18 protein-coding genes and 1 pseudogene are annotated in these 24499 nt (G+C 36.7%); 14 read left to right on the forward strand and 5 right to left on the reverse strand.

Features of this window, described 5'->3' with window-relative positions; all coding sequences use genetic code 11:
• The first annotated feature begins 154 nt into the window (after positions 1 to 154).
• From ACFIJZ_RS02965 to edd, 7 genes are all read left to right on the forward strand, one after another.
• Complete coding sequence (locus ACFIJZ_RS02965) at positions 155 to 682, forward strand: hypothetical protein (protein WP_375631005.1); 528 nt, start codon at positions 155 to 157, stop codon at positions 680 to 682.
• Positions 683 to 1051: 369 nt separating this feature from the next.
• Positions 1052 to 1288 (forward strand): class I SAM-dependent methyltransferase, encoded by a 237-nt coding sequence (locus ACFIJZ_RS02970; RefSeq protein ID WP_273790442.1) that lies wholly within the window; start codon positions 1052 to 1054, stop codon positions 1286 to 1288.
• Between the two features lie 455 nt (positions 1289 to 1743).
• The gene (locus ACFIJZ_RS02975; RefSeq protein WP_273790377.1) at positions 1744 to 3171 is read left to right on the forward strand and encodes a glutamine synthetase family protein; all 1428 of its coding nucleotides are present in this window, start codon (positions 1744 to 1746) and stop codon (positions 3169 to 3171) included.
• A gap of 11 nt (positions 3172 to 3182) precedes the next feature.
• A complete protein-coding gene (locus ACFIJZ_RS02980; RefSeq protein ID WP_375631048.1) occupies positions 3183 to 4466 on the forward strand; it encodes an NAD(P)/FAD-dependent oxidoreductase in 1284 nt (427 codons plus the stop codon).
• A gap of 120 nt (positions 4467 to 4586) precedes the next feature.
• Positions 4587 to 6059, forward strand: coding sequence for a glucose-6-phosphate dehydrogenase (gene zwf, locus ACFIJZ_RS02985; RefSeq protein ID WP_375631006.1), 1473 nt, complete (start codon positions 4587 to 4589; stop codon positions 6057 to 6059).
• 10 nt (positions 6060 to 6069) lie between these two features.
• A complete protein-coding gene (gene pgl, locus ACFIJZ_RS02990) occupies positions 6070 to 6822 on the forward strand; it encodes a 6-phosphogluconolactonase (RefSeq protein ID WP_273790379.1) in 753 nt (250 codons plus the stop codon).
• 56 nt (positions 6823 to 6878) lie between these two features.
• Positions 6879 to 8702 carry a phosphogluconate dehydratase gene (gene edd, locus ACFIJZ_RS02995; RefSeq protein ID WP_273790380.1) on the forward strand — a complete coding sequence of 608 codons (1824 nt, stop codon included), beginning with the start codon at positions 6879 to 6881 and terminating at the stop codon, positions 8700 to 8702.
• Positions 8703 to 8767: 65 nt separating this feature from the next.
• On the opposite strand, the gene folD is transcribed toward edd, so the two are convergent.
• A complete protein-coding gene (gene folD, locus ACFIJZ_RS03000) occupies positions 8768 to 9667 on the reverse strand; it encodes a bifunctional methylenetetrahydrofolate dehydrogenase/methenyltetrahydrofolate cyclohydrolase FolD (RefSeq protein WP_273790381.1) in 900 nt (299 codons plus the stop codon).
• Between the two features lie 316 nt (positions 9668 to 9983).
• On the opposite strand from folD, the gene ACFIJZ_RS03005 reads away from it, so the two are divergent.
• A complete protein-coding gene (locus tag ACFIJZ_RS03005; protein ID WP_375631007.1) occupies positions 9984 to 11864 on the forward strand; it encodes an AsmA family protein in 1881 nt (626 codons plus the stop codon).
• Between the two features lie 315 nt (positions 11865 to 12179).
• On the opposite strand, the gene ACFIJZ_RS03010 is transcribed toward ACFIJZ_RS03005, so the two are convergent.
• Positions 12180 to 12323, reverse strand: coding sequence for a hypothetical protein (locus tag ACFIJZ_RS03010; protein WP_273790383.1), 144 nt, complete (start codon positions 12321 to 12323; stop codon positions 12180 to 12182).
• Between the two features lie 235 nt (positions 12324 to 12558).
• On the opposite strand from ACFIJZ_RS03010, the gene ACFIJZ_RS03015 reads away from it, so the two are divergent.
• Both ACFIJZ_RS03015 and ACFIJZ_RS03020 read left to right on the forward strand, forming a co-directional pair.
• Positions 12559 to 13302, forward strand: a complete 744-nt coding sequence (locus tag ACFIJZ_RS03015) for a 16S rRNA (uracil(1498)-N(3))-methyltransferase (RefSeq protein WP_375631008.1) — start codon at positions 12559 to 12561, stop codon at positions 13300 to 13302.
• A 68-nt stretch (positions 13303 to 13370) separates the two neighbouring features.
• Positions 13371 to 14744: a glutamate--cysteine ligase gene (locus tag ACFIJZ_RS03020; protein ID WP_273790385.1), complete on the forward strand. Its 1374-nt coding sequence runs from the start codon at positions 13371 to 13373 to the stop codon at positions 14742 to 14744.
• 985 nt (positions 14745 to 15729) lie between these two features.
• Here ACFIJZ_RS03020 and ACFIJZ_RS03025 read toward each other — a convergent pair.
• A pseudogene (locus ACFIJZ_RS03025) lies at positions 15730 to 16315 on the reverse strand (type ISP restriction/modification enzyme); the annotation flags it as partial.
• A 796-nt stretch (positions 16316 to 17111) separates the two neighbouring features.
• Here ACFIJZ_RS03025 and ACFIJZ_RS03030 point away from each other — a divergent pair.
• Positions 17112 to 18467 carry an L-cystine transporter gene (locus ACFIJZ_RS03030; protein WP_375631009.1) on the forward strand — a complete coding sequence of 452 codons (1356 nt, stop codon included), beginning with the start codon at positions 17112 to 17114 and terminating at the stop codon, positions 18465 to 18467.
• Positions 18468 to 18474: 7 nt separating this feature from the next.
• On the opposite strand, the gene ACFIJZ_RS03035 is transcribed toward ACFIJZ_RS03030, so the two are convergent.
• Complete coding sequence (locus tag ACFIJZ_RS03035) at positions 18475 to 19353, reverse strand: methyltransferase (RefSeq protein WP_375631010.1); 879 nt, start codon at positions 19351 to 19353, stop codon at positions 18475 to 18477.
• 196 nt (positions 19354 to 19549) lie between these two features.
• Between ACFIJZ_RS03035 and ACFIJZ_RS03040 the strand changes: the two genes are divergently transcribed.
• Entirely contained in the window at positions 19550 to 20335 is a 786-nt protein-coding gene (locus ACFIJZ_RS03040; protein ID WP_273790388.1) for a ComF family protein, read from the forward strand.
• 47 nt (positions 20336 to 20382) lie between these two features.
• Positions 20383 to 20637, forward strand: coding sequence for a glutaredoxin 3 (gene grxC, locus ACFIJZ_RS03045; protein WP_375631011.1), 255 nt, complete (start codon positions 20383 to 20385; stop codon positions 20635 to 20637).
• A 20-nt stretch (positions 20638 to 20657) separates the two neighbouring features.
• Here the strand turns inward: grxC and ubiG are convergent, their stop codons facing one another.
• Positions 20658 to 21401, reverse strand: coding sequence for a bifunctional 2-polyprenyl-6-hydroxyphenol methylase/3-demethylubiquinol 3-O-methyltransferase UbiG (gene ubiG / locus ACFIJZ_RS03050; protein ID WP_375631012.1), 744 nt, complete (start codon positions 21399 to 21401; stop codon positions 20658 to 20660).
• Between the two features lie 189 nt (positions 21402 to 21590).
• Here ubiG and ACFIJZ_RS03055 point away from each other — a divergent pair, with 189 nt between their 5' ends.
• Positions 21591 to 22847: an aspartate kinase gene (locus ACFIJZ_RS03055; RefSeq protein ID WP_375631013.1), complete on the forward strand. Its 1257-nt coding sequence runs from the start codon at positions 21591 to 21593 to the stop codon at positions 22845 to 22847.
• The last annotated feature ends 1652 nt before the right edge of the window (positions 22848 to 24499 follow it).

Genomic DNA, 24499 nt, shown 5'->3' on the forward strand with positions numbered 1-24499 from the left:
AGATAAAAATATAAAAGAACTTTCTCTTGCAGCCTTATGGTCTGATATTGTAATTGGTATCCTGTTTTACGTGGTCGGGCTATGAATGCCTAGGGCGAGAAAAAGCAGGGTATTTTAATGGACGGGCGGGGCATCATTGTTATGTTGCTGGGACTTGGAATTTGCATCTGGTTATGAAATATCATTAGCGCAAAAAGATGGTTTTAAAGGTAGAGATACATTTTTTAATATCCCTGTAAAACTTCGAGAAGAGATAGAATTATCTATTAGAAAACATATAAATGTCCAGTGTGATAATATTATCGAATTACATGACATCATCGCTCTTGCCCGCCATTTTGACATATTGCCTAAAATCTCATTGAGATTGTGCCATGTACTGGCAAACGGGGATAGATTGCGTTTTGGTATGACTGCGGCCGAGTTACGTGCCGCATTATCTTTGCTAGAATCCAATAGGATTAGGCTTAATGGGGCGCCTTTGCATGTGGGCTCTAATTTGAATTCGACTGAGTTAATAGTATCCACCTTAACTAAGGCTGGAAAGGATATTTACGCATTGAAGGATCAAAAAAGTTTTATCAGTCTAGGCGGGGGATATCCGACTTCCACAGCGTTCTGCGATGCCGTGACGATCAATGACGAATACTCTCGTAAAATTTATGAGGCATTAAATTTATGAGGCATTATCACAATTGGGTTGTGATTTACATAAGCTTACGGTAATTATTGAATCTAGGCATATTATATCTGAAGATTATGGTTATTTATTTTCTATAAAAGAGCAGAGTGGTACGAACTTAATTACAATCTGGGCTCTGGGGATGTGTACTCAATCTGCACAGTATCACTAGGTCATAAGTCAAAGTATGTGAAAGCAACTGATACAAAAAAAAATTTACGATGGTGGAAGATCGACGATGAAGGACGTTAGTTCAAAGGAAATTGATATTATTGTGTTCTCATATCCTGATTTTTTGGCTTTTTAGATATAAATAACACACCTCCTAGTGGGCTGGAGACTATCAAATGTTGGATCACGCATGGCGCAATTAGCAAAAATTCCTATCTATTGGATTTGGTATGCTCTACTGGATTCTCAGCTCTAAATATTGTGTGCGAAGTGCAATGTCAAGCGGTGGAAATTGATATAAGTGCAGAGTTTGTACCATTCGCTCAGAACAAGGTTGATAGCTCTGTTATGCAGGCGATGGTTAAGTTTCATGTCGGAAATGCTGAGCGTATGTCTTATCCTGAAAATACATTTACGCATATTATGGCGGGGTGAGTGTTTGTAAGCACAGCTGTAAAGGCTACTCACCATGCCTAGGGTGTTTACTTCTATGTGGATAACAATAGAGTTACAAAACTTGCTTCATATTAAAAGAAAAGTTTCCTTTCTTTTAATTAAGCATTGCGACAACCAAAAGGAAATTAAATATCTCGCCTTTATTATTCTCACCAATGTTTGCTTATATATGATTATTTGAATCGGAATTAGGTTACGTACAATATGGTATTTCTCGCTGTTTTATATAAGGAGAAGGTTAGCACCGATGTATCGCGTGCAATATCATTTTTTTCACTATGGTGATAGGATAGCTTGTTGAGCGTAAAGTTCTTTTACCTTGATGGATCTTATAGTATTATTCAAAATATCAGTTGATAAATTTTTTTTGTGTCGTTTATGCATGGGCTGATACAATAAGAATAGGACTTGATTGTTTTTAAAGTTGGTATGTTATGGATGTAAAAAATGGTAAACAAACGAAAAGTAAGAATTTTAAACCTGTTTCTCGTTTTCTCAAAAGTTTACGTGGTGTGCACAATTGGGAACAAGTTTCACAATGGCTTGCTTTCCGTAAGGTAGAGGATATTGAATGTATTACGCCTGATCAAGCAGGGGTACCACGGGGCAAGATGATGCTTTCTAAAAAATTTACATCGGAAACATCATTGGCATTGCCTTCAGCAGTTTTTATGGCAACAATTTCAGGGGATTATCCGGAAGATGGTCATGGTTTTGAATATCCTAAAGCAGATGGTGATTTACGCCTTGAGCCTGATCTTTCTACGTTAAGCATTGTTCCATGGGAAGATGCTCCTACGGCACAGGTGATTTGTGATCTTGTGTATCAAAATGGTCAGGTTGTGGATTACACACCACGCAATGTTTTACGAACGGTGGTTCACTTTTACACAAAAATGGGTTTAAGCCCTGTTGTTTCACCAGAAATTGAGTTTTATTTGGTACAAAAAAATCCCGATCCTGATTATCCGTTAGTTCCACCGGTTGGTCGTTCTGGACGTTCAATTGGTGGTGGACAGGGGTATTCCATTGCTGGTGTGAATGAATTTGATGATTTGATTGATGATATTTATCAATTTTCAGAGGCACAAGGATTGGAAATTGATACCCTCATTCATGAAGAAGGAGCAGGACAGTTTGAAATCAATTTACGTCATGGTGATCCTATTGAATTAGCGGATCAAGTTTTTATGTTTAAACGAACAATTCGTGAAGCAGCACTAAAACATAATATGTATGCAACTTTTATGGCAAAACCCATTCAAGGGCAGCCGGGTTCTGCTATGCATATTCACCAATCGGTTGTTGATAAGAAAACCGGTATGAATATTTTTACACAGGAAAATGGTGAAGAAAGTATCTGTTTTCGCCATTTTATTGGTGGATTGCAAAAACATATGCCAGGGGTACTTGTGATGCTTGCACCTTATGTGAATTCTTATCGACGTCTTGTTCCTGATAATTCGGCTCCTGTTAATTTGCGATGGGGATATGATAATCGTACTACAGCTTTTCGAGTTCCTCGTTCTGCTCCTCAAGCGCGGCGTGTTGAGAATAGACTTCCTTCATCAGATGCGAATCCTTATTTAGCCCTTGCAGCTTCTTTAGCGTGTGGTCTTATTGGTTTGCAACAAAAAATTGAGCCGGATGAGCCAGCGACAAATAATGTAAACGCTGATAATATTGAGTTGCCGCGTGGACTCATTGAGGCAGTCAATTTGTTTGAACAAGATACAGTGATACGTGCTATTTTAGGGGATGTGTTTGTCAGTACTTATGCTGCAATCAAACGCCAAGAGTTTGAAACTTTTATGGAAGTAATCAGTCCGTGGGAGCGTGAATATCTCCTGCTGAATGTTTAAATTTTATGACGATGATTGATTATAATTCAATTTCTCCAGGAATTTCTTGGTATGAAGATGCTTTAAGAGAACGTCCATCGTATCCTTCTTTTTGTGAAAACAGACAGTGTGATGTGGTCATTATTGGAGGCGGATTTACGGGTCTTTCGGCTGCTTATCATTTAGCCAAAGCTGGAGTAGATGTTGTTTTATTTGAAGCATCACGTTTTGGTGATGGTGCTTCAGGGCGCAATGGTGGACAGCTGGGAACAGGGCAACGGCAATGGGTAGAAACATTAGAAAAAAAGTATGGTTTTGAGCGAAGTAAGGCTCTGTTTGATTTGGCAGAAGAAGCTAAAAGAGATATTTTAGCTTTATGCGCAATGCCTAATTGTCCGTGTGATTTGATAGGAGGACAGCTTTCTGTAACTCATAAAAGGCGTGAGCTTCTCTCTTATCAACGGCATATTGAGGCGATGCAGCGTTATGGCTATCACGCGCTTACTTTTATGGATAAGGCTGAAACATTTGAGCGACTTGGATCAACTTTTTATTGTGGTGGTATTTATGATGCGGATACCGGTCATATAAATCCCTTAAAATTGATTATTGGGTTGGCAAAAAGAGCACAAGATGCTGGTGCTAAGCTTTATGAGAAGTCACAAGTAACGACCGTAAGGCGCAAGGGAGCACTTTGGAAAGTAATAACAGAAAAAGGCAGTGTAACAGCAGAGCATGTTTTACTTGCAACAAATGGGTATAAACTTGGTCTGGAGCGTTTTATTGAAAAAAATATTGTTTCTATTCGCTCTTATATTGGAGCAACGGACCCATTACCAAAGCATAGTTCAATTCTTATAGGGGGGGAATCGGTTGATGATTCCCGTTTTATGGTTCGCTATTTTCGCAAAAGCATTGATAATCGTCTCTTATTCGGTGGTGTAGAAAGTTATGATAATAAGCATCCTCTAAATTTAGATGAACGTATAAAACGGCAAATTGTTGAAATTTATCCTCAATTACATTCTATCAATTTAAGCCATCGGTGGGGAGCAACGGTTGCCATCACAGTTGAACGCATGCCCTATGTTCGCCAAATTTTTTCAAGGATGACTTATTGTGGTGGTTATTCAGGGCATGGCGTTATGCTGGCTCCTTTCGTGGGAAAATTATACGCAGAATGGTTAACTGGAAAATATGAACGTTTTTCCTATTTCCAAGACTTAAAGATTTCATCTTTTCCGGGGGGGAGAGTTTTGCGTTATCCGCTTATATTTTTAGCAATGCGTTGGTTTTCTTTATTGGATCGCCTTTAATGGAAACATTGCTTGAAATGAAGAAAATTAATGGCTTATTTAGTATCTGTCTGCTTTAATGATGAAAGCTTTTATAAGTGATATGGGATTTCATAATCGAATAGAAAAATAAACAAGTTCATGGTGCGTAAAATTATTCCAGTTTCTTCCTTTGATTGTATTGTGTTTGGTGGCAATGGTGATCTGGCGTTGCGCAAGCTTTTGCCGGCTTTGTATCATTGTCAGTGTGCTGGGCAATTCAGTGAGCCAACACGTATTATTGGGGTTTCGCGCACTTCCTTAAGTTGTGAAGAATATCAAAATTTTGTCCGCATTTCTTTAGAAAAACATATCCATTCAAAAGATCTAAATTCAACAGAACTCAATCGTTTTCTTGCACGTTTAACTTACGTTTCTGTTGATGTTTCCTCAAATCGAGGGTGGGAGGATTTAGCCCTCCTTCTGTCACAAGATTCAGCGGATATTCGAGCTTTTTATTTGGCTGTTGGTTCGTCACTTTTTGCTGATATTGCGATGAAGTTGGAAAAAAATGATTTGGTGACACCACAAACACGGATTATCATTGAAAAACCAATTGGTTGCGATGTAAAAACAGCGGTTTCACTTAATGATGTATTTGCAAGCGCCTTTAATGAAGAGCAGATCTTTCGTATTGATCATTATCTTGGGAAGGAAACTGTTCAAAATTTAATGGCATTGCGGTTTGTTAATACACTTTATGAACCGCTATGGAACTCCAATTATATTGATCATGTTCAAATAACCGTTGCTGAATCTTTAGGGTTAGAAGGGCGTACAGAATATTATGAAAGCACTGGTGCTTTACGCGATATGGTTCAAAACCATATGCTACAATTACTTTGTTTGGTTGCGATGGAAATACCATTTACCAACAGTGCTAATGCTGTACGTGATGAAAAACTTAAAGTTTTACATTCTTTAACACCGCTTGATGTCCATAATGTAGGGCAGCATACTGTACGTGGGCAGTATCTTTCTGGTCTATCAAATGGTATATCTGTAGAGTCTTATTTTGATGATTTGGGAAGAGTGAGTAAGAGCGAAACATTTGTAGCCCTTAAGGTTAAGATTGATAACTGGCGTTGGGCTAATACGCCTTTTTATTTACGAACAGGTAAGCGCATGTTCACGAGAATGTCTGAAATTGTTGTGGTTTTTAAACCTATTCCTCATAATATTTTTAATGTGGATTTAGATGAAATTTTTTCTAATCGGCTTGTAATTCGTCTCCAACCTGATGAAGGTGTAAAACAATGGTTGATGATTAAGGATCCAAGTTATGGCGGTATGCGGTTTCGTCACATTCCATTAGACATGAGTTTTGCTTCCGCATTTTCTGAACGTAATCCTGATGCTTATGAACGTTTATTAATGGATGTTATTCGTGGAGATCAAACACTGTTTATGCGTCGTGATGAAGTTGAGGCTGCTTGGCGTTGGATTGATCCAATCATTGAGGGGTGGGAAGCAATAAAACAGCCTGTTCACAGTTATAATGCTGGTTCGTGGGGGCCGTCTGCTTCGATGAGCCTCATGGAACGTGATGGGCGTATATGGAACAATTTAGTTTAGAGCAATAAGTATGTATAGAATGAATATTGACCGTTTAGATTTTGAAACCCCTCAGACTTTAGCCTTGGCATTGGCAGATCGAGTAGCCGCAGAGCTTAGTGTATCTGTTCTTGAGCGCAAGAGAGCAGTTTTAGCGGTGTCTGGTGGTAAAACACCAGCATTGTTTTTTCATTATTTGTCAAAAGCGGATATTGATTGGCAAAATATTATTATCACTTTGGTCGATGAACGTTTTGTCCCTACACACGATGAACGTTCAAATGAACATATGGTACGGTGTCATTTGTTACAAAATTTTGCCGAAAAAGCACGTTTTGTAGGGCTTTATCATAAAGCAATTACTGCTGAACTTGCTGCTTTTTCAGCGGCGAGTCGTGTTAATACTTTGCCTAAACCCTTTGATGTTGTTGTTTTAGGAATGGGGCAGGATGGACATACGGCTTCTTTTTTTCCTGATGCTGATCGTTTAAAGCAAGCGCTTGATTTACGAACACAAGCACTTGTTTTACCCCTTCATGCTAAGAGTGCTGTTGAGCCAAGACTCTCACTAACTTTGCCAGTTATTATGCAATCTCGTTGTATTATTCTCCATTTTGAAGGTTTTCAGAAACGCGATTGTTTTGAAGAGGCTTGTCAAGACGGGTCTGAAATAGAAATGCCTATTCGGGCAATTTTGCGTAATTCCCCTCATCTCGTTCAGGTTTATTGGTCGCCTGCAGAAAATGAAATAAGTGAATCAAAATATGCGACACAAGGTGAATAAAAACGTAATCTCTCTCAATGAATGAGGGGCAGCAACAATGAAAGGGGGAGAGAAATATGGCACTTTCCAAGACAATTGCCACAGTTACACGAAGGATTTATGAACGGTCTCAATCAACACGAGAAATTTACTTAGATCGTATTGCAAAAGCACAAGTTCATCGCCCCAAACGGAGTTTTTTAGGATGTGCCAATCAGGCGCATGGCTTTGCTGCTTGTGGTGCAATAGATAAAGAGCGTTTGAAGGGAAATATTGTTGGGAATATTGGCATTATCACGGCATATAACGATATACTTTCAGCGCATCAACCTTTTGAAAAATTTCCTCACTTAATTAAAGAGTCGGCCCGTATGGTTGGTGGTGTTGCACAGGTTGCAGGTGGTGTTCCCGCGATGTGCGATGGTGTTACGCAGGGAAATGCGGGGATGGAGCTTTCCCTTTTTTCGCGTGAAGTAATTGCAATGGCGACAGCTATAAGCTTATCACACGATGTCTTTGATGCAGCATTGTATCTTGGGGTGTGTGATAAAATTGTGCCAGGTTTATTGATTGGTGCACTAACATTTGGTCATTTACCAGGAATTTTTATAGCAGCTGGTCCCATGACGAGTGGTCAAGGTAATGATGAAAAAGCGAAGATACGTCAACTTTACGCGGAAAATAAAATAGATCGCCAAACACTTCTAGCATCAGAAGCACGTTCTTATCATGGGCCAGGAACATGTACATTTTATGGAACAGCTAACTCTAATCAGGTGATACTGGAGATGATGGGGCTTCATATGCCTGGAGCTTCTTTTATTAATGCTAATACACCGTTGCGTGATGCTTTAACAAAAGAAGCTACGAAACGTGTACTTGAAATGACAGATCTTGGTGATCATTATAGTCCACTTGGTATGATCATTGATGAGCGTTCTTTTGTGAATGCCATTGTAGGATTAAATGCAACAGGAGGTTCTACCAATCATGCGATTCATTTGATTGCTATGGCTGCTGTTTGCGGTATTAAATTGACATGGCATGATATTGCAGAAATTTCATCCGTTGTGCCTCTTTTAGCGCGCATTTATCCTAACGGTTTAGCAGATATTAACCATTTTTATGCTGCGGGGGGAATGGGATTTATTATTCGCGAGCTTATCGAGGCAGGCTTGGTCCATGAAGATGTTTCTACGGTTTTTGGTAAAGATCTCAATGCTTATGCAATTGAAGCAAAGCTTTCTGCTGATGGTCATGTGGTGCGTGAAGCGGCTCTTAAGGAAAGTGGTGATCATAAGGTGTTAGCAGGGTGGAGAAAGCCATTTCAGTCTGATGGTGGTCTTCGTGTTTTATCAGGAGATTTGGGAACAGCTATTATAAAAGTTTCCTCTGTTAAACCAGAGTATTGGCAGATTAAAGCACCAGTCTTTGTTTTTAATGATCAAGAGGAACTACAAAAATCTTTTAAATCTGGAGTGTTGCATAATAAAGACTTTATCGCTGTTATTCGCTATCAAGGACCAAAAGCCAATGGTATGCCAGAGCTTCATAAATTAACGACCATTTTAGGCGTTTTACAAGATCGCGGTCAAAAGGTAGCATTGATAACCGATGGGCGTATGTCAGGAGCGTCAGGAAAAATTCCTGCTGCCCTCCATGTGACACCAGAAGCAGTGGATAATGGCCCCATTGCACGTTTGCAGGATGGTGATATTGTTTTTCTTGATGCTCATGAGGGTAAATTAACTCTTTTGGAGGATTTAGCAAAATTTAACGCGCGACAAATCATACCTCCAGATCTTTCAAAAAACGAACATGGTGTTGGACGCGAACTTTTTCATGTTTTTCGTCAATCCGTTAATCGTGCAGATCAAGGGGCATCTGTTTTTATGACATGAAAAATGCAAAAATAATAAGCTGAATCATATACAATGAAACCATATACAAGGAATTGTTACAATTCTTAGAATTTTGGTATAGGCAGATTGTGTGATCGCGCAGCAGCTTTGAGTGTATTAACCATAAGCATGGCAATTGTCATTGGTCCAACGCCTCCTGGAACAGGGGTAATCGCAGCAGCTTTTTCTTTTACGTTTTCAAAATCGACATCACCAACAAGACGTGTTTTCCCTATACCTTTTTCTGGTGCAGCAACGCGGTTAATACCGACATCAATAACAATTGCACCATCTTTTATCCAGTCTTTTTTAATCATTTGTGGACGGCCTACAGCTGCTACTAGAATATCAGCGCTTCGACACACATCATCAAGGTCACGGGTACGACTATGGGCAATTGTCACAGTAGCATTTGCTGCTGTTAAAAGGGCAGCCATAGGTTTTCCAACAATATTAGAGCGTCCAACAACGACAGCATCAAGTCCAGATAAATCTTGCCCACAGTGTTGTTCAATCATCATCATGGCACCAGCTGGAGTGCAGGGAATAATTGCATCTTCAAGTGCATTTGCCGCGAGTTTTCCTACATTAATATAATGAAAACCATCAACATCTTTTTGGAAAGCAACGGCTTGTGTTATGCGATTTGTATTCATATGAGCAGGGAGAGGCAGCTGTACCAAAATACCATGAATTTTGGGATCAGAATTTAATGTTGCAATAAGTTGAAGGAGTTCTTTTTCTTGTGTTTCTTTGGAAACGGCATGTTTGATTGAAAGAAACCCACATTCTTCGGCTTTTTTATTTTTTGAGGCGACATATACTTGACTTGCAGGATCATCTCCAACGATAATAACAGCGATACTAGGTTGTATATTATAGTGATGGCGGAGCTTTGCTGTTTCGGCCTTAACTTTCACAATAATCTCTTCAGCAAGTTTTTTTCCGTCGATAATATTATTCATTCAGAGATCCTTTCGGTAAGGCTGTTTGTTTTTTTTTGTAAAGCATTTTCTAATAATACGATAGAGTTTTATAGCAATATTCATATGAGAACAGTAAGAATGGTTTTATAATGTTGTGGATTTATAGTTTTGAAGACTTTTAAATAATTGCTTTATAAAGAAGCAGCAACATTGCTGTTTGAATAAATTTTGGATAAAGAACAAAAATAATGAAGATACAAAGTGGATATAGTGAATTATAGGGTTATAAAAACTTTTTATGATCATTTAAGTTTGTTTTTAATCTGTTATAGGGGGATAAGTATAGAGGGATATTGTGCGCATCAGAATAATAAAACTTTTGAGCGGAATTTTTATTACAATTATCTTTTTATTGGGAGTGGGGATTCTCGTTTTACCTTATCTTATCTCTACAGATGCGATTCGTATTCGTTTAGCGCAGGATTTGAGTGCATGGACGGGTTACAATGTGCAATTGCGTGATCCACCGCGATTACATCTTTTTCCTTATCCTAAAGCATTTCTTTCTGGCGTTACTTTAACATCAAAAATGGATGATGTTGCGCCATTAATGGAAGCTGAATCAATAGAAGTTGATCTTTCTGTCGTCGATCTTCTTTGGGGACATATTTCTTTTTCAGAGACGCGGATTATGCGTCCTCAATTTGTTATGGAAAAGCCTGTTAAAACAATAGCAGATTTTTTTGATCGGTTTTCTCGCTCACAAGGTGCATTAGGGTTGGCAATACGTAATACGCGTGAAATATTAAAACATAATCCTGAACATCCAGAGATAGAGCAACTTTTAAAACAACCTTTTGGGCGGATTGTCATTAAAAATGGTGTTCTTGTGTATCACGATAGTTTTTCAGGAGCAGCAGAAAAAATAACAGGATTAAATGCAACTTTAGATTGTCCGAAATCAACTCAGGAAGTACGGTTACGCGCAGATGCGCGTTGGCGTGGAGAATTTACAAAGTTATCAATTGATGCTTCTCAAGCATTGTTGCTTCTTGCAGGAGGCAAAAGTCATATTAGGGCAAGTCTCAATTCTGTACGTGGGGGAATAACTTTTACAGGAAAGGCTCGGTTATCTGAATATTATATTTTTGACGGAAAAGTATCGATGCGTTCTCCTGGATGGAATCAGACATTGTCTTGGGTTGGTGGAAATCAGTTTTGGGGACATAAATTAAAAATACCCATTGTATGGGAATCTCATTTTTTAGCGCAGCCAATGCATATCCAAATGAACAATGTTACATTTACGATGGGAAAAGCCAATGCGCGAGGAGCTTTAAAACTCGATTTTCAAGATTATGTACCAAATGTCATGGGCTCTTTAGCTTTTGATAACCTAGACCTTAGCTTCTTGGGTTCAATATTTTTTTCAGGAAAAAAGAAAAATGCCTGCTTTGACATGAGAACTTTTGATCGTATTGGCGTGGATATACGACTTTCTGCGCCACAAGCTAAAATAGGAAATATTTCACTCACAAATTTAGCTGCTGCAATACAAATAAGAGATGGGCATGGTATTTTTGATCTTGGACATGCTAATATTTTTGGTGGATCCGTGCAAAGTAATATTGAAGTTACGTCAGCTGGACAGAGAGTGCGTATTGGAGGAAATATTTCAGGCGCTTCTATTGATATGCAGGAGACTTTAGAAACCTTGGGATTTATTCCATTTATACAAAGCAAAACGAATTTTACTGCAACGGTACGAACACTTGCTGATTCTTGGCCAGAAGTTTTTACGAAAATGCAGGGTGAATTAACACTGAAGATGTCTTCTGGTCGGCTATTAGGGTATGATCTGAATGAATTACAAACAAGACTTTCAAATAAACAACAATTTCTTTTAATGAATAATGATACTTTTTCAACAACATTTGATCACTGGGATATTCAGACAAGCTTTTCAGAAGGTATGATGAAGGTGACAGAGTCATTAATGCGTACAGCAGACTTGAGCTTATCCATTCAAGGAACCATTGCAGCTGCTATTGCGCAAGGGAAGCAAAATGAACTGATATTACAGGCACAACTAGACAAAAACTATAGATCAGAAACTTTATGTAAAGACGTCCAATGTCTTGCTAATAGCCTTGCATGGCCTTTTACATTTTCTCTAAGCTCTAAAGGACAAAATCATGGTAATTTTTGGGTTACAAAAGACATTGACGCAGATTGAGTATCGTTTTTCATCTGTATAATATTCTATCCTATAATGGTAATTCGTTTTTTTGCAACTTAAAATTGTCTTTTAAATTTAAATCAGAGCTCCCATTATCGAAAGATTCTCTCATTTTAAGTCCGTTCGTCGTGAAGCAGTAAAAACCGTCCTCTCCGTCATAATAAGTGTGGTTGATATAGATAAATGACTGAAGAGAAGAATAAAAATCCTTCTTATGGAATCTCTCAAATACAAGAGATTCATAATATTGATGCAAATCTTAGAAAAGTTGCTAAAAAACATTAAAATTTTAAGGAGGATGTTGGCCAGTGCTTATTGAATCGCAGAAGAAATACCATAGCCATCTTTGGTAATTGTATGCTTCCCGTCTGCTCCAACAGAACCAATTCCCACTGTAATCAAAATAAAGGCTAAGAGGGTTGTAATCGTAATAATTGTAGCTTTTTTAGCAGACATATTTTTCCTCCACGGATGCATCAATGACTGAATGCAAAGATGAATGGTGTATTATTTAAACTTTTATGAAAGCAGAATCACTTAAGGATCTATAAGTTCCTATTATTATCTCATAAAGCTAAAAAAACTCTATAATTCTTTAATATATTATAGTTCTATAGATATAATTTTTTCTTTTTGCTATATATTTTTCTTCATTTTCTCGATGACGATAGTGAGCTTTGGCAAAATTTTTATGCGCATAAATTATAAACTTAAAAGATTATTTATCAGACAGACATTGGCTTTGAATGAAGAAATAAAGATAGAGGGGGCACAAGCTTCTTATCTTGTGCATGTTTTGCGTATGAAAGAAGGAGCAGAAATTTTACTTTTTAATGGACAGGATGGTGAGTGGCTTGCTAAACTTATCGCTATTAAGAAAAAATTTGTTGTGGTTCAGCTTATCCATCAAGAAAGATTACAAACGACGCACTCCAATCTTATTTATTGCTTTTCTCCACTCAAAAACGCGCGGTTGGATTATATGGTGCAGAAAGCTGTTGAAATGGGGGTATCGATTTTGCAGCCTGTTATGACGCATCATACGCAGGTTACGCGTATCAATATGGCGCGTATGGAAGCCAATGTTATTGAAGCTTCTGAACAGTGTGGAATTTTATCTCTTCCTGAATGCGTCTCTGCTCTATCATTAGCAGAACTTTTAGCACGGTGGGATAAGACACAGCCTTTATTCTTTTGTGATGAAGAGCATAAATCGCATAATCCATTAGCTTCTTTTAAAAAGCGTGACGTTACAACACCTGGTATTCTTATTGGACCGGAAGGTGGCTTTAGTGAAGAAGAGCGGAGCTTTTTAAAAAAACATCCTTTTGTGGTTCCAATATCATTAGGTCCGCGTATTTTACGCGCTGACACTGCCGCTGTTGCTGCTTTGGCTCTTCTTAATGCTACCGTGGGGGATTGGGCAATGGATTGAGAAATCTGTAAAATCATTCTAAACAATTCATTTAAGATGATGATACCAATTATAGGATACGATGAGTTATGGCGCTTGATATAACTGATGAAAGTGAAATTTATAACTTAGATTCTTTGGTTAGCTATTTCCAAGGGGGGTATAAAGCAGAAGATGATTGGCGCATTGGTACAGAACATGAAAAATTTCCGTTTTATAGAGATGGTTTTCACCCTGTTCCTTATGAAGGAGAGAGGGGAATCCGAGCGCTTTTAGAGAGGATGCAAAGCGCCTTAGGATGGAAACCTATTTTAGATGAAGAGAATATTATTGGGCTCGTAGGATCAGTTGATCAGGGAGCCATTTCTTTGGAACCTGGGGGACAATTTGAATTATCTGGTGCACCATTAAAATCAGTGGGCCATACATATTATGAGTTGATGGAGCATTTAACTCTTCTCAAAAAAATTGCAGAACCATTGGGTATAGGTTTTCTAGGTCTTGGAGCTAGTCCAAAGTGGACTTTAGCTGAAACGCCGCGAATGCCTAAATCACGTTATCAGATTATGACTGATTATATGCCTAAAGTGGGGTATAATGGTCTTAATATGATGTATCGCACATCAACAGTTCAGGTTAATCTTGATTTTTCATCTGAAAGTGATATGCGGCGAAAAATGCAAGTGTCCATGAAGCTACAGTCCATTGCAACAGCATTATTTGCAAGTTCACCTTTTACAGAAGGGCGCCCAAATGGCTTTTTGTCGTGGCGTTCTGAAATTTGGCGTAATACGGATAATCAGAGGACAGGCGTTCTTCCCTTTATATTTTCTGAGCGTTTTGGTTTTGTTGATTATGTTGAATGGGCCCTTGATGTTCCAATGTATTTTGTTGTGCGTGATGGTCGTTACTATGATTGTACACACATAACGTTTCGTCAGTTTATGAATGGAGCATTAAAAGGACAAGTTGCAAATTCAATTCCAAACATGGGAGATTGGATTAATCACTTATCAACGTTATTTCCTGAAGTCCGCTTAAAAAGATTTTTAGAAATGAGGGGAGCTGATTGCGGTTCTTGGAAGCGCATTTGTGCGTTGTCGGCTTTTTGGGTTGGGCTTCTTTATGATAGGGAAGCACTTAATGAGGCAGAGGCTTTGACAAAAGATTGGTGTTTTGAAGAAGTTTTAGAGTTGCGCCAACGCGTTCCTAAAGAAGGGTTAAGAACTCCTTTTCGTCAAACTATTCTTTTAGAGTTAGCACGTCAATCTCTCGCTATTGCTCGCAAAGGCTTAAAAAATCGCAAACAGTATGATACGAATGGTTTTGATGAAACAAATTTTCTTAATCCTCTAGAAGAGGTTGTTGCAATGGGACAAACAGATGCTGAAAAATTTTTGTCCCATTACTATTCTATTTGGAATGAGTCGGTAGAACCTTTATTTTTAGAATGTGCCTATTAAATTTGAAGCAAAAATACTTCCTACTTTTTTAAAAATGCATATAACCGTGGTGGTTCATTCACTCATTTGCTCTAGAGAGCATATCCTACCTTGCTTTTAACATTTCTCATAACGGAAAGGATACAATACAAAAATCTCTTGGGCAGTGTGATTTTTATACCCAATAATATCACGATATTTCCGTAATCGTAATGTTGTCCTTTTGTACTAAAGATAGTTCATAAGAGATAAAGCTTATTATCAAACATTTTTTATTCACTTGGCTCATCTACTTATGAATAGGTCTGAAAATAATATTTTTCACTTTTAAAAGGGATAAAAAAATATAATTTGCGGTTAATAGTCAATTATTATAATTCAATATACGATGCTTATATGAAAGAGCATTTTATTATACAAAAATTATGATATCAATCTTTCAGTGCGCTAAAAAGACAGTAGAAAAAATACCGATAGATCTATGTATGTATAACTCAAGCTTATTTTTATAGAAAAAAGAAATATATTATATAAATAGATAGAAATAAAGATGATAATATATAGAATGAATGTGTTAATTACATCATTAAATATTAATAAATAAAAATATTATCTTCATAGGGTTATATGAAATTATAAGCTATTCATAGATAAGAAATAACTATTTGTATGCAAAGGGGTTATTATATTAAAATACTATTATTCTTGATAAAGATGAAAGAGATAAAGAGATTGAGCTTGTAACGAATGAGTGTTTGAATACGCATAAAAATTCAAAAAAGAACAACATTTCTATAGCAGAATAATTTTTATCAGTATGAGCGCAATTTATTATAGACGATTAATTATCTCCCATATATTGTAAATTTACTTTAAAGCTTCTTTTAATGCTTTATAACTGTACTATTCATAAAATTTATAATATTTGTAGGCTTAAAGCCTCTCATTTTAATCATATACCCTCAGTCTTTTCCATTGTTTTCATTATCTAGAAATTTGTAACCGCCTTTGTTATGCTCTCACTAGGATAAGCAGCTTTAAAGTGCATCCGTAATGGCATCACGCCTCTGTAAACCAGCTGTTGTGTTTTCTTCTGTAGAATTCGTAAATAAAAGGGAATGTTTCTCATCACGATCAGTTACAGAGATTCAACGTTTTTATAAAGATACCGTGGAAAGCATTGACCTGTATCTATTGCATCTATATTAGGCAAATTCTTAGCTATCAACACAGAAAAAACGCTTCGTGCTCCTATGCCTATAATTTGTATTACTCTATTTTCTACTACTGGCACCATAGGGAATATATGTGGTATCTGATAAACTCCATCATTGAAGATACAACTATAATAAAGCCATTGTCGTGTAAAAGGGCGATACGAACTTTGCGTGAGGCATGCCTCTTCAAATTCAAAAACCTTCCTCTTATTAGTTCTTGCTTAACATTATAACTCCAACTTATCTTTTTTGTATCTAAAATGACAAAATTATCTACAGCACGTGCACGTGTTGTTCGATCAGCATATGAATAGGTATCGTTAAAAGTTTTACTGCGCTATTATAAAAAGCAATCATATTATTTATATTTGCTGCTCAAGCTCCGCCCTTCAATGTTTCGACAACTCTTGCATTAAGACGTTTCATAAGAGGTATTTCTACTCCTTTCTCATACATTTTTATCCACATATCTGCCCTGCTTGTGACGTGCAAGCAAATGATTTTGATTGATTCAAGATAAACAGGTTTGAAATGAGAGAATCTTATGTGATTCGGGACTCTCATTTAATATGCAAACAGTAAATTATGACTATAAATCAACATGTTGTCTTTAAAAACCTTTTTATGACTATAAAAAGAATTTTGAAAAATAAAAAAGCTTTCATTGAGAGCAAAGAAAGAATGTATAAAAGGTATTTTCAATAAAATAATTATACTTGAAGTGCTGATCAAAGCTATTGAGAGTGCAGTCCATAAAATGAGCAGAAGTAGCTTGTTGGTGTATTTTCTAGAAAAATCATGAATGTTCGATTGTTAATTCATCTTTTCTTGGAAAGCTCGCTTCAGTTCAAATAGCAAAAGAGAGTGGTAAGGACATTTATAGGATAAGATACGCTGGAATTATTCAGTATTAAGATGCAATGAATGTTGTTTATATTTTTCTTATTTAACTATTTTATAAGAGCATAAATTTAAAGAATAAGAAAATAATTTTATTTATTTTCTTTAAACAGTTATTAGTAGATAAAAAATTCTCTTTTAATCTATAAATTAAAAAAATAATGATTTTGTAAAAGCCTTGTAAGCTTTATAGGTTAATTTTAAATATCATGCATTGATTTTGAATTATGCAGATTATTTATGTCAACCATAATAATAGTGAGCATAGACAATGACATTTAATTTTTTCGTCAATTTATTTCTATTTGTTATTTTTTTATTATTGGTTTCTCAAAGTAAGAAAATGCAATGGAGTCTTTCACTACGTGTTATGCTATGGCTTATCCTTGGCTTGATTTTTGGAAGTGTTTTGCAGTTTATTTATGGAGAGGGTGAAAGCACTTTATTGAAATCCGTTGAATGGTTTAACATTGTCGGTGAAGGCTATATTTTATTGTTGCAAATGATTGTTATGCCACTGGTTTTTATTTCTATCGTTTCAGCAGTTGCTCATTTACATTCTGTTTATGCTGTTGGAAAGATGAGTATAATAACAATTTCAATATTGCTTTTTACAACGGCTCTTTCAGCATTGGTTGGTGTGCTTGTGGTTAATTTTTTTGGATTAACAACCGAGGGTTTGGTGCATGAAGGGCAAAATGTTTCTGCTCTTCTTGAAGGTCATATTTCTAAACTTGGAGATATGAATATACCAAAGATGATTTTGTCTATGATTCCTAAAAATCCATTTGCTGAGTTGAGTGGAGCTAAACGTACGTCAATTATCAGTGTTGTTATTTTTGCGTCATTTTTAGGTGCATCGGTTCTTCTTTTAAAGAAAGATGAGCCAGAAAAAGGAGAAAAAGCGCTTTTATTTATTCAAGTGGCACAAGCTTGGGTTATGCGGTTAGTCCGTATTGTGATTGCTTTGACGCCTTATGGTATTTTTGCACTTATGACGAAAGTAGGAGCAATATCGCGTATTGCAGATATTTTAAATTTACTGGTTTTTATTATTGCTTCTTATGTCGGTATTATTTTAATTTTTGGAATTCATGGTGTATTGCTTGGTATTTCTGGGATTAATCCCTTTCGTTTTTTCAAAAAGGTTTTACCAGTTTTAACATTTGCTTTTAGCAGTCGTTCAAGTGCTGCAAGTATTCCTTTGAATATTGAAGCGCAAACACAGTGGATAGGTGTACCACAATCCATTGCGAGTTTTGCAGCTTCTTTTGGGGCAACAATTGGACAAAATGGTTGTGCTGGTCTTTATCCAGCGATGCTTGCGACCATGATTGCACCCTCTATGGGTATTAATCCTCTTGATCCTACTTGGATTGCTACGCTTATTGGTGTTGTAACATTGAGTTCTATTGGTGTTGCTGGTGTGGGGGGAGGTGCTATTTTCGCTGCATTGATTGTGTTACCAATTATGGGGCTTCCTGTTACTTTGGTTGCTGTACTTATCTCTATTGAACCGCTAATTGATATGGGACGGACTGCTCTAAACGTGAGCGATTCAATGATAGCTGGAACGGTCACTAGTCAAATATTACGGACAACAGATAAAAGTATTTTAAAAAAATAATTTTAGGTTATATTTTTTTGGGCTGTAAAACATCTGTAAGAGATATTTGCGCTGAACCAGGTTGTAGGGGTTTTTGTTGGTTGGGATGAGGAGCCCAACCAGAGAGCCAGATGAAAGAAAAATGTGCACGAATACGTCCATCAGGATCACTAAATTGTTGTGCATAGATTTCAGCTGCGCGGAGAAAAAAACGTTTGGATACAGGGCGTCGTGAACGATTGATGAGTGCATTTTGCATTCCCATAGCTTTAAGATCGTGCATAAGGTCAAACATTGTATTATAACGTATTGTGATATCTTCAACGTCTGCTACAGGCAGGGCAAAGCCAACACGCTGTAAAAGAGCGCCTGCATCACGAATGTCGGCAAAAGGGTAGATCCTAGGGCTTGCTCCACCATAAATTTCACTTTCAGCTTGCAGCAGGCTTTCCCGCAATTCTCTTAATGTACCAGCTCCTGCCATAACAGCAAGAAATAAGCCATCTGGTTTAAGGGTATTTTTTATCTGGCTTAGAACACCAGGGGTATCATTGGTCAATTGTAATGAAAGAAGTGAAACAATAAGGTCACAGTAACTTTGAGGTAAATCAAGAAATTCTCGATGACGTAAATAGAATTTTTTATCATGGCTTTGATAAAGCGTATCGGTTTCAATGCGTTCTATGGAACAAACTTTTCCAGATTTCATTAAAGCTTGCGCAGCAAGGTCTGTATGGCTGTGTAAATCAAGAGCTAATGTAAAGAGGCGATCAACAGTGCTAAGGCGTTTATAGAGATCTTCTGCCATGTGAGAGAGTAAAAAGTCACATCCTTTTTTTGCTTTTTGAAAGGCACGTTTTCGGAATTGTTCAATGCGGTTATGATCAAAAATTAAAGGATGCGACATATTGTGGAACACTTTCGATCTATGAAAGAATATATTTTGAAAAGGTTCATTATTTGTGCAAGCTCTGTCAAGTTTATAATATGAAAGAAAATAAATTTATAGAAGGTAAGAGTTTTTAAAGGAATTAAAATTATAAATTGAGGAAATACAAAGGAACTTTTGTTCTGAGGGAAACTTGTAAAAGCCTAAATTTATAATGTTGTATTTTCGAGAAGCGGCGTTAAATAGCGGGGATATACTAAGTAAGTTCGTTGAACGCTTGAAAACGATGCTTTATCCACCAATTTGTCCTGGATGTAAGCAAAATGTTTCTACTTATGGTACGATTTGCTCCGAATGTTGGAAAGACCTTCAATTTATCACGAAACCTTATTGTCCTGTTATGGGGACTCCTTTTGTTTGTGATATGGGGGATGGTTTTCTTAGTGGTGAAGCACTCCGTAATACTCATCCTTTTTCACGTGTTCGCTCAGTCATTGTTCATAAAGGGCTTGCACGAACTTTAGTAACGCGCTTAAAATATGGTGATCATATAGAATTGGCATCATTTATGGCCAATTGGATGATGTTTGCTGGACGCGAGGTTATTGATGATTGTGATGTTATTATTCCCATTCCATTGCATTTTCGTCGTTTTTGGGAGAGGCGTTATAATCAATCTGCTGAGCTTGCACGTTATATTGCAGCATCACAAAAAAAGCTTTTAAAACCGAGTTGGCTTGTTCGTTGTCGGCATACCCGTCCGCAGGTTAGTCTTTCTTCAAGAGAGAGAAAACTTAACGTAAAAAATGCTTTTAAGGTTTCGCATAAAGTTAAAAAATATCTCAAAGGATGTTCTGTTTTGCTGATTGATGATGTATTTACAACGGGTGCAACAGTTACAGCAGCAGCTGCTGCATTAAAAGATGCAGGTGCACGACAGGTTGATGTGCTAACATTTTCGCGTGTTCTCAAAGAAGATTCTATTTTTCCCTCTTCTTAAGAGGAATTTAAAATGAATATTATTAAAAAATATTGGAGGATAATACTATGAAAGAGATAATAATTTATACACGCCCTAACTGTCCTTATTGTACAAAAGCACGTGATTTGCTTAATAAAAAAGGCGTAAAGTATACAGATATTGATGCTTCCACATCCCTTCGCCAAGAAATGGTACAGCGTGCAAATGGACGTAATACATTTCCACAAATTTTCATAGGTGATTATCACGTTGGCGGTTGTGATGATCTTTATGCTTTAGAGGCTGAGGGAAAGCTGAATTCTTTATTACAAGGCATATAATATTTGTAAATTACATATCCTTACGACCTTTTTGCGAGAAGGAGATAGTTAACACCCATGTCTTTTGAGCGATTCCAGCTGTCATTTAAAGGGTTATAAGTAATACCTATCTCATCAATGACAGTCAGAGCGTTTTTTGATAAGAAATTTTTAAGTTCTAGAGGTTTTAGGAATTTTTTATAATCGTGGGTTCCTTTAGGAAGCCAACGTAGAATATATTCAGCGCCTACAATAGCAAGCCCCCATGCTTTCCATGTGCGGTTGAGTGTTGAGACAAACATCAACCCTTGTGGTTTCAACATTTTTGCTGTAGCTGCTATGAAGAGATTAACGTCAGCGACATGTTCAACAACTTCCATATTAAGGATAATATCAAATTTTTCTCCTTCATTGGCAAGTACTTCTGCTGTCGTCGTGCGGTAATCAATGGAAAGGTCATTTTGAGCAGCATGGTTTTTTGCGACTTCAATATTTGTTTGTGCAGCATCAACGCCTACAACCATAGCACCAAGACGTGCCATTGGTTCAGATAACAAGCCTCCTCCACAGCCAATATCAAGAATTTTCAAATTGTGAAAGGGCGTAAGTGAAGAAGGGTCACGATTAAACTCTAAACAGATTTTTTCTCTGATGTAAGCAAGGCGTGTTGGGTTAAATTGGTGAAGAGGTCGAAATTTTCCTTGTGGATTCCACCATTCTGTAGCAATACGTGAAAAGTGATCAATTTCACTTTGATCAATAGTTGTTTGTGTTTCATCGATCATGTTGCCTTCCTTTTATTTTTAATGATCAGGTCAAGTAGATTTTATACAAAGTCAAGAGAAATTAATATAATCATAATGAAACTTGCACAAATGATAGATATTCGCTATGTCGAGAAAATGGTTAGTTGATACAGCATCTAATTCTCATTACTGTTTGAGATAAGAGATGTAAAGGTAAGAGTGTTATTAATGGCGCGCATTGTCATGAAATTTGGTGGAACATCTGTAGCAAACATTGAATGTATTCATAATGTTGCACGGCATGTCAAAAGAGAGGTTGATGCAGGCAATGAGGTTGCCGTTGTCGTATCTGCGATGGCTGGTAAAACAAATGAACTTGTTCAGTGGACGAGTGATGCTTCCTCCATGCATAGAGATGCTCGTGAATATGATGTTGTGGTTGCTTCTGGTGAACAGGTTACTTCAGGATTGTTGGCTTTGACACTTCAAGAAATGGGGGTGAATGCACGTTCATGGCTTGGTTGGCAAATTCCTATTCATACAGACAATGCGCATGGCCGTGCACGTATTACTAATATTGATGGATCTTTTTTAATCGAGTGTTTTCAGGAAGGTCAGGTTGCCGTTATTGCTGGTTTTCAGGGGTTAGCTCCGGATAACCGGATTTCTACCTTAGGGCGTGGGGGATCAGATACAAGTGCTGTTGCTATAGCCGCTGCTGTACAAGCTGATCGCTGTGATATTTATACGGATGTGGATGGTGTTTATACAACGGATCCACGTATAGAACCGAAAGCGCGTCGTTTACCAAAAGTAGCTTTTGAAGAAATGCTAGAAATGGCTTCTCTTGGTGCAAAGGTTTTACAGGTTCGTTCTGTTGAATTAGCAATGGTTCATAAGGTTCGTACCTTTGTGCGTTCAAGTTTTGAGGATCCTGATGCGTTAGGCATGGAGGATTCAATGAGTTCTTCTGGAACACTTATTTGCGATGAGGATGAAATTGTGGAACAACAAAATGTTACTGGTATTGCTTTTGCCAAAGATGAAGCACAAATTTCCCTTCGTCGGCTTGCCGATCGTCCAGGGATTTCGGCAGCAATTTTTGGTCCCTTGGCTGAAGAACGCATTAATGTTGATATGATTGTGCAAAATATTTCTGAAGATGGCTCAAAAACTGATATGACTTTTACTGTACCATCATCAGATGTAGAAAAAGCCGTTACACTTCTTGAGAAGAATCGCAAAGAAATTGGATTTGATGTTCTCCAATTTGAAGGCGATCTCGCCAAGGTATCTGTGATTGGTATTGGAATGCGTAGCCATGCAGGTGTTGCCGCTACAGCATTTAAGGCTTTGGCTGAAAAGGGTATTAACATTCAAGCAATTACGACTTCAGAAATTAAAATTTCTATTTTGATTGATAGTGCTTACACTGAACTTGCGGTTAGAACATTACATGCTGTTTATGCTCTTGATAAGGGATAAGTATTTTTTAGTTTCAACAAGGTTTCAATAACATAAAGCTTTAATATATGTTAATAATTTTTGTTAAGAACAATTTATATTTTTAACTTAAATAGAATATTTAATACAGCAAAACTCTCTCATTTTAAACTTGTTCATGATGAATTTAAAAATGGTCACTTATACATTACAAGAGAAAGATGTTTGGGTAAAAAACTGTTTAAGAAGGGATAAAAAATATGCCGTCTATAAACGTTTTAGAGCCTATAGAGAGGGATGGAGAAGTCTTTACGATAAGCCTTAATGGAATAAGGAGCAGTGCACAGTGTTTATTCAAAAGATGCATGTTGCATGAGGGACAGCCCCGTCAATACAGATTTAATATTATAAATCTTAGAGAAATTAGAGCTCATTAGATTAGTGATGGAATTACCAAAAGTAAAATTGATGATGTATTTTCTATAGATGTTTAGTTTATCTTCAAATGATTGTTTATGACTTTATATGTATCTTGAAAAGTTAATTTTTTCCATATTATGAGGCAATAAAAAAATCTATCTCTATAGACAATATTTATGTTTACGCTATACGTTATAAAATTACTATATCTTATGCGTTTATAGCTTCTTCAGAAGTACTTTTCATAAAATTATGTAACTATAGATCAAAATTAATGATAATGTTACAAGTGTGTTGCTTTTATTAATTAAATTTTTTTCATGTCTATTTCTCTTTTTTGAATTATAATTAAGATTTTCAAAGTTTTTGATACCTCCATATGTTCTTTAGGTTAACTTTCTTCCCTTAACTACTCTATTATAAGTATTTTCTGTGTCATACTGCCAACCACGCATGAAATACATTCTTCCGTTTTTTCAGTATATCGTGCTAGTTTCTTTATCGTGTTTACATATTTTGCAAATGGTGGTCTTTGTAAGCAAAACTCTTCTTGTGAGAAATATAGCCATATTATTTTACTCTTTTTGTATTTTATGTGGCGTTGTATAAATTCGAAAGTCTCGGAAATATTGCTTTTTAAATTATCTGTGAAGAGTATTTTATGGTATCAAGAAATATAGAGCGAGCTCTTTAAACAAAAAGAAAATAAATATCAAATAAGAGCGCGAAAAGGGGAGAACAACGATATACATGCTCTATTTTTCCACCAATCATATGTTTTAGAATAGTCTAAATGACTAGGGTTTTCTTTTTTCCCGCGAGTTAATTACGTAAACTAGAGTGCTTCCTATGGAAGCATGCTTCAAGTTTAATTCTTTCATGGAGTGAGACAAGTGATGTGTCGATGATAAAAAACGGGAATATTTTTATCCAAAAATAATGTGCTTTTAAGAAGATAAAAATTAAAGTTGTTTAGAATACCGGCAATAAAATCAATAACGAGGAGGGTGGTTTATTGGGAAAAATAAGCCATGGAATTACTTAACTGATTATTGAACTTTGCTTATTCTTATCTTTTTCTTATTATTAAACATAAGATATTGATTTATAATAATTAAATTCTTCTTTATAGTGAATCATAGTCCCAATAAAAAACAGCTTTTCTGAAACCACGAAGCCTTTATTGAAACAATTAAAACCATTTCTGTGTATATCATGAGTGGAGCTGGTACATGAGTAAAAGATTATTGAAGAAAGGAATAAAAATATCTCTT

Source organism: Bartonella sp. CL70QHWL (assembly GCF_042194855.1).
GTDB lineage: Bacteria > Pseudomonadota > Alphaproteobacteria > Rhizobiales > Rhizobiaceae > Bartonella.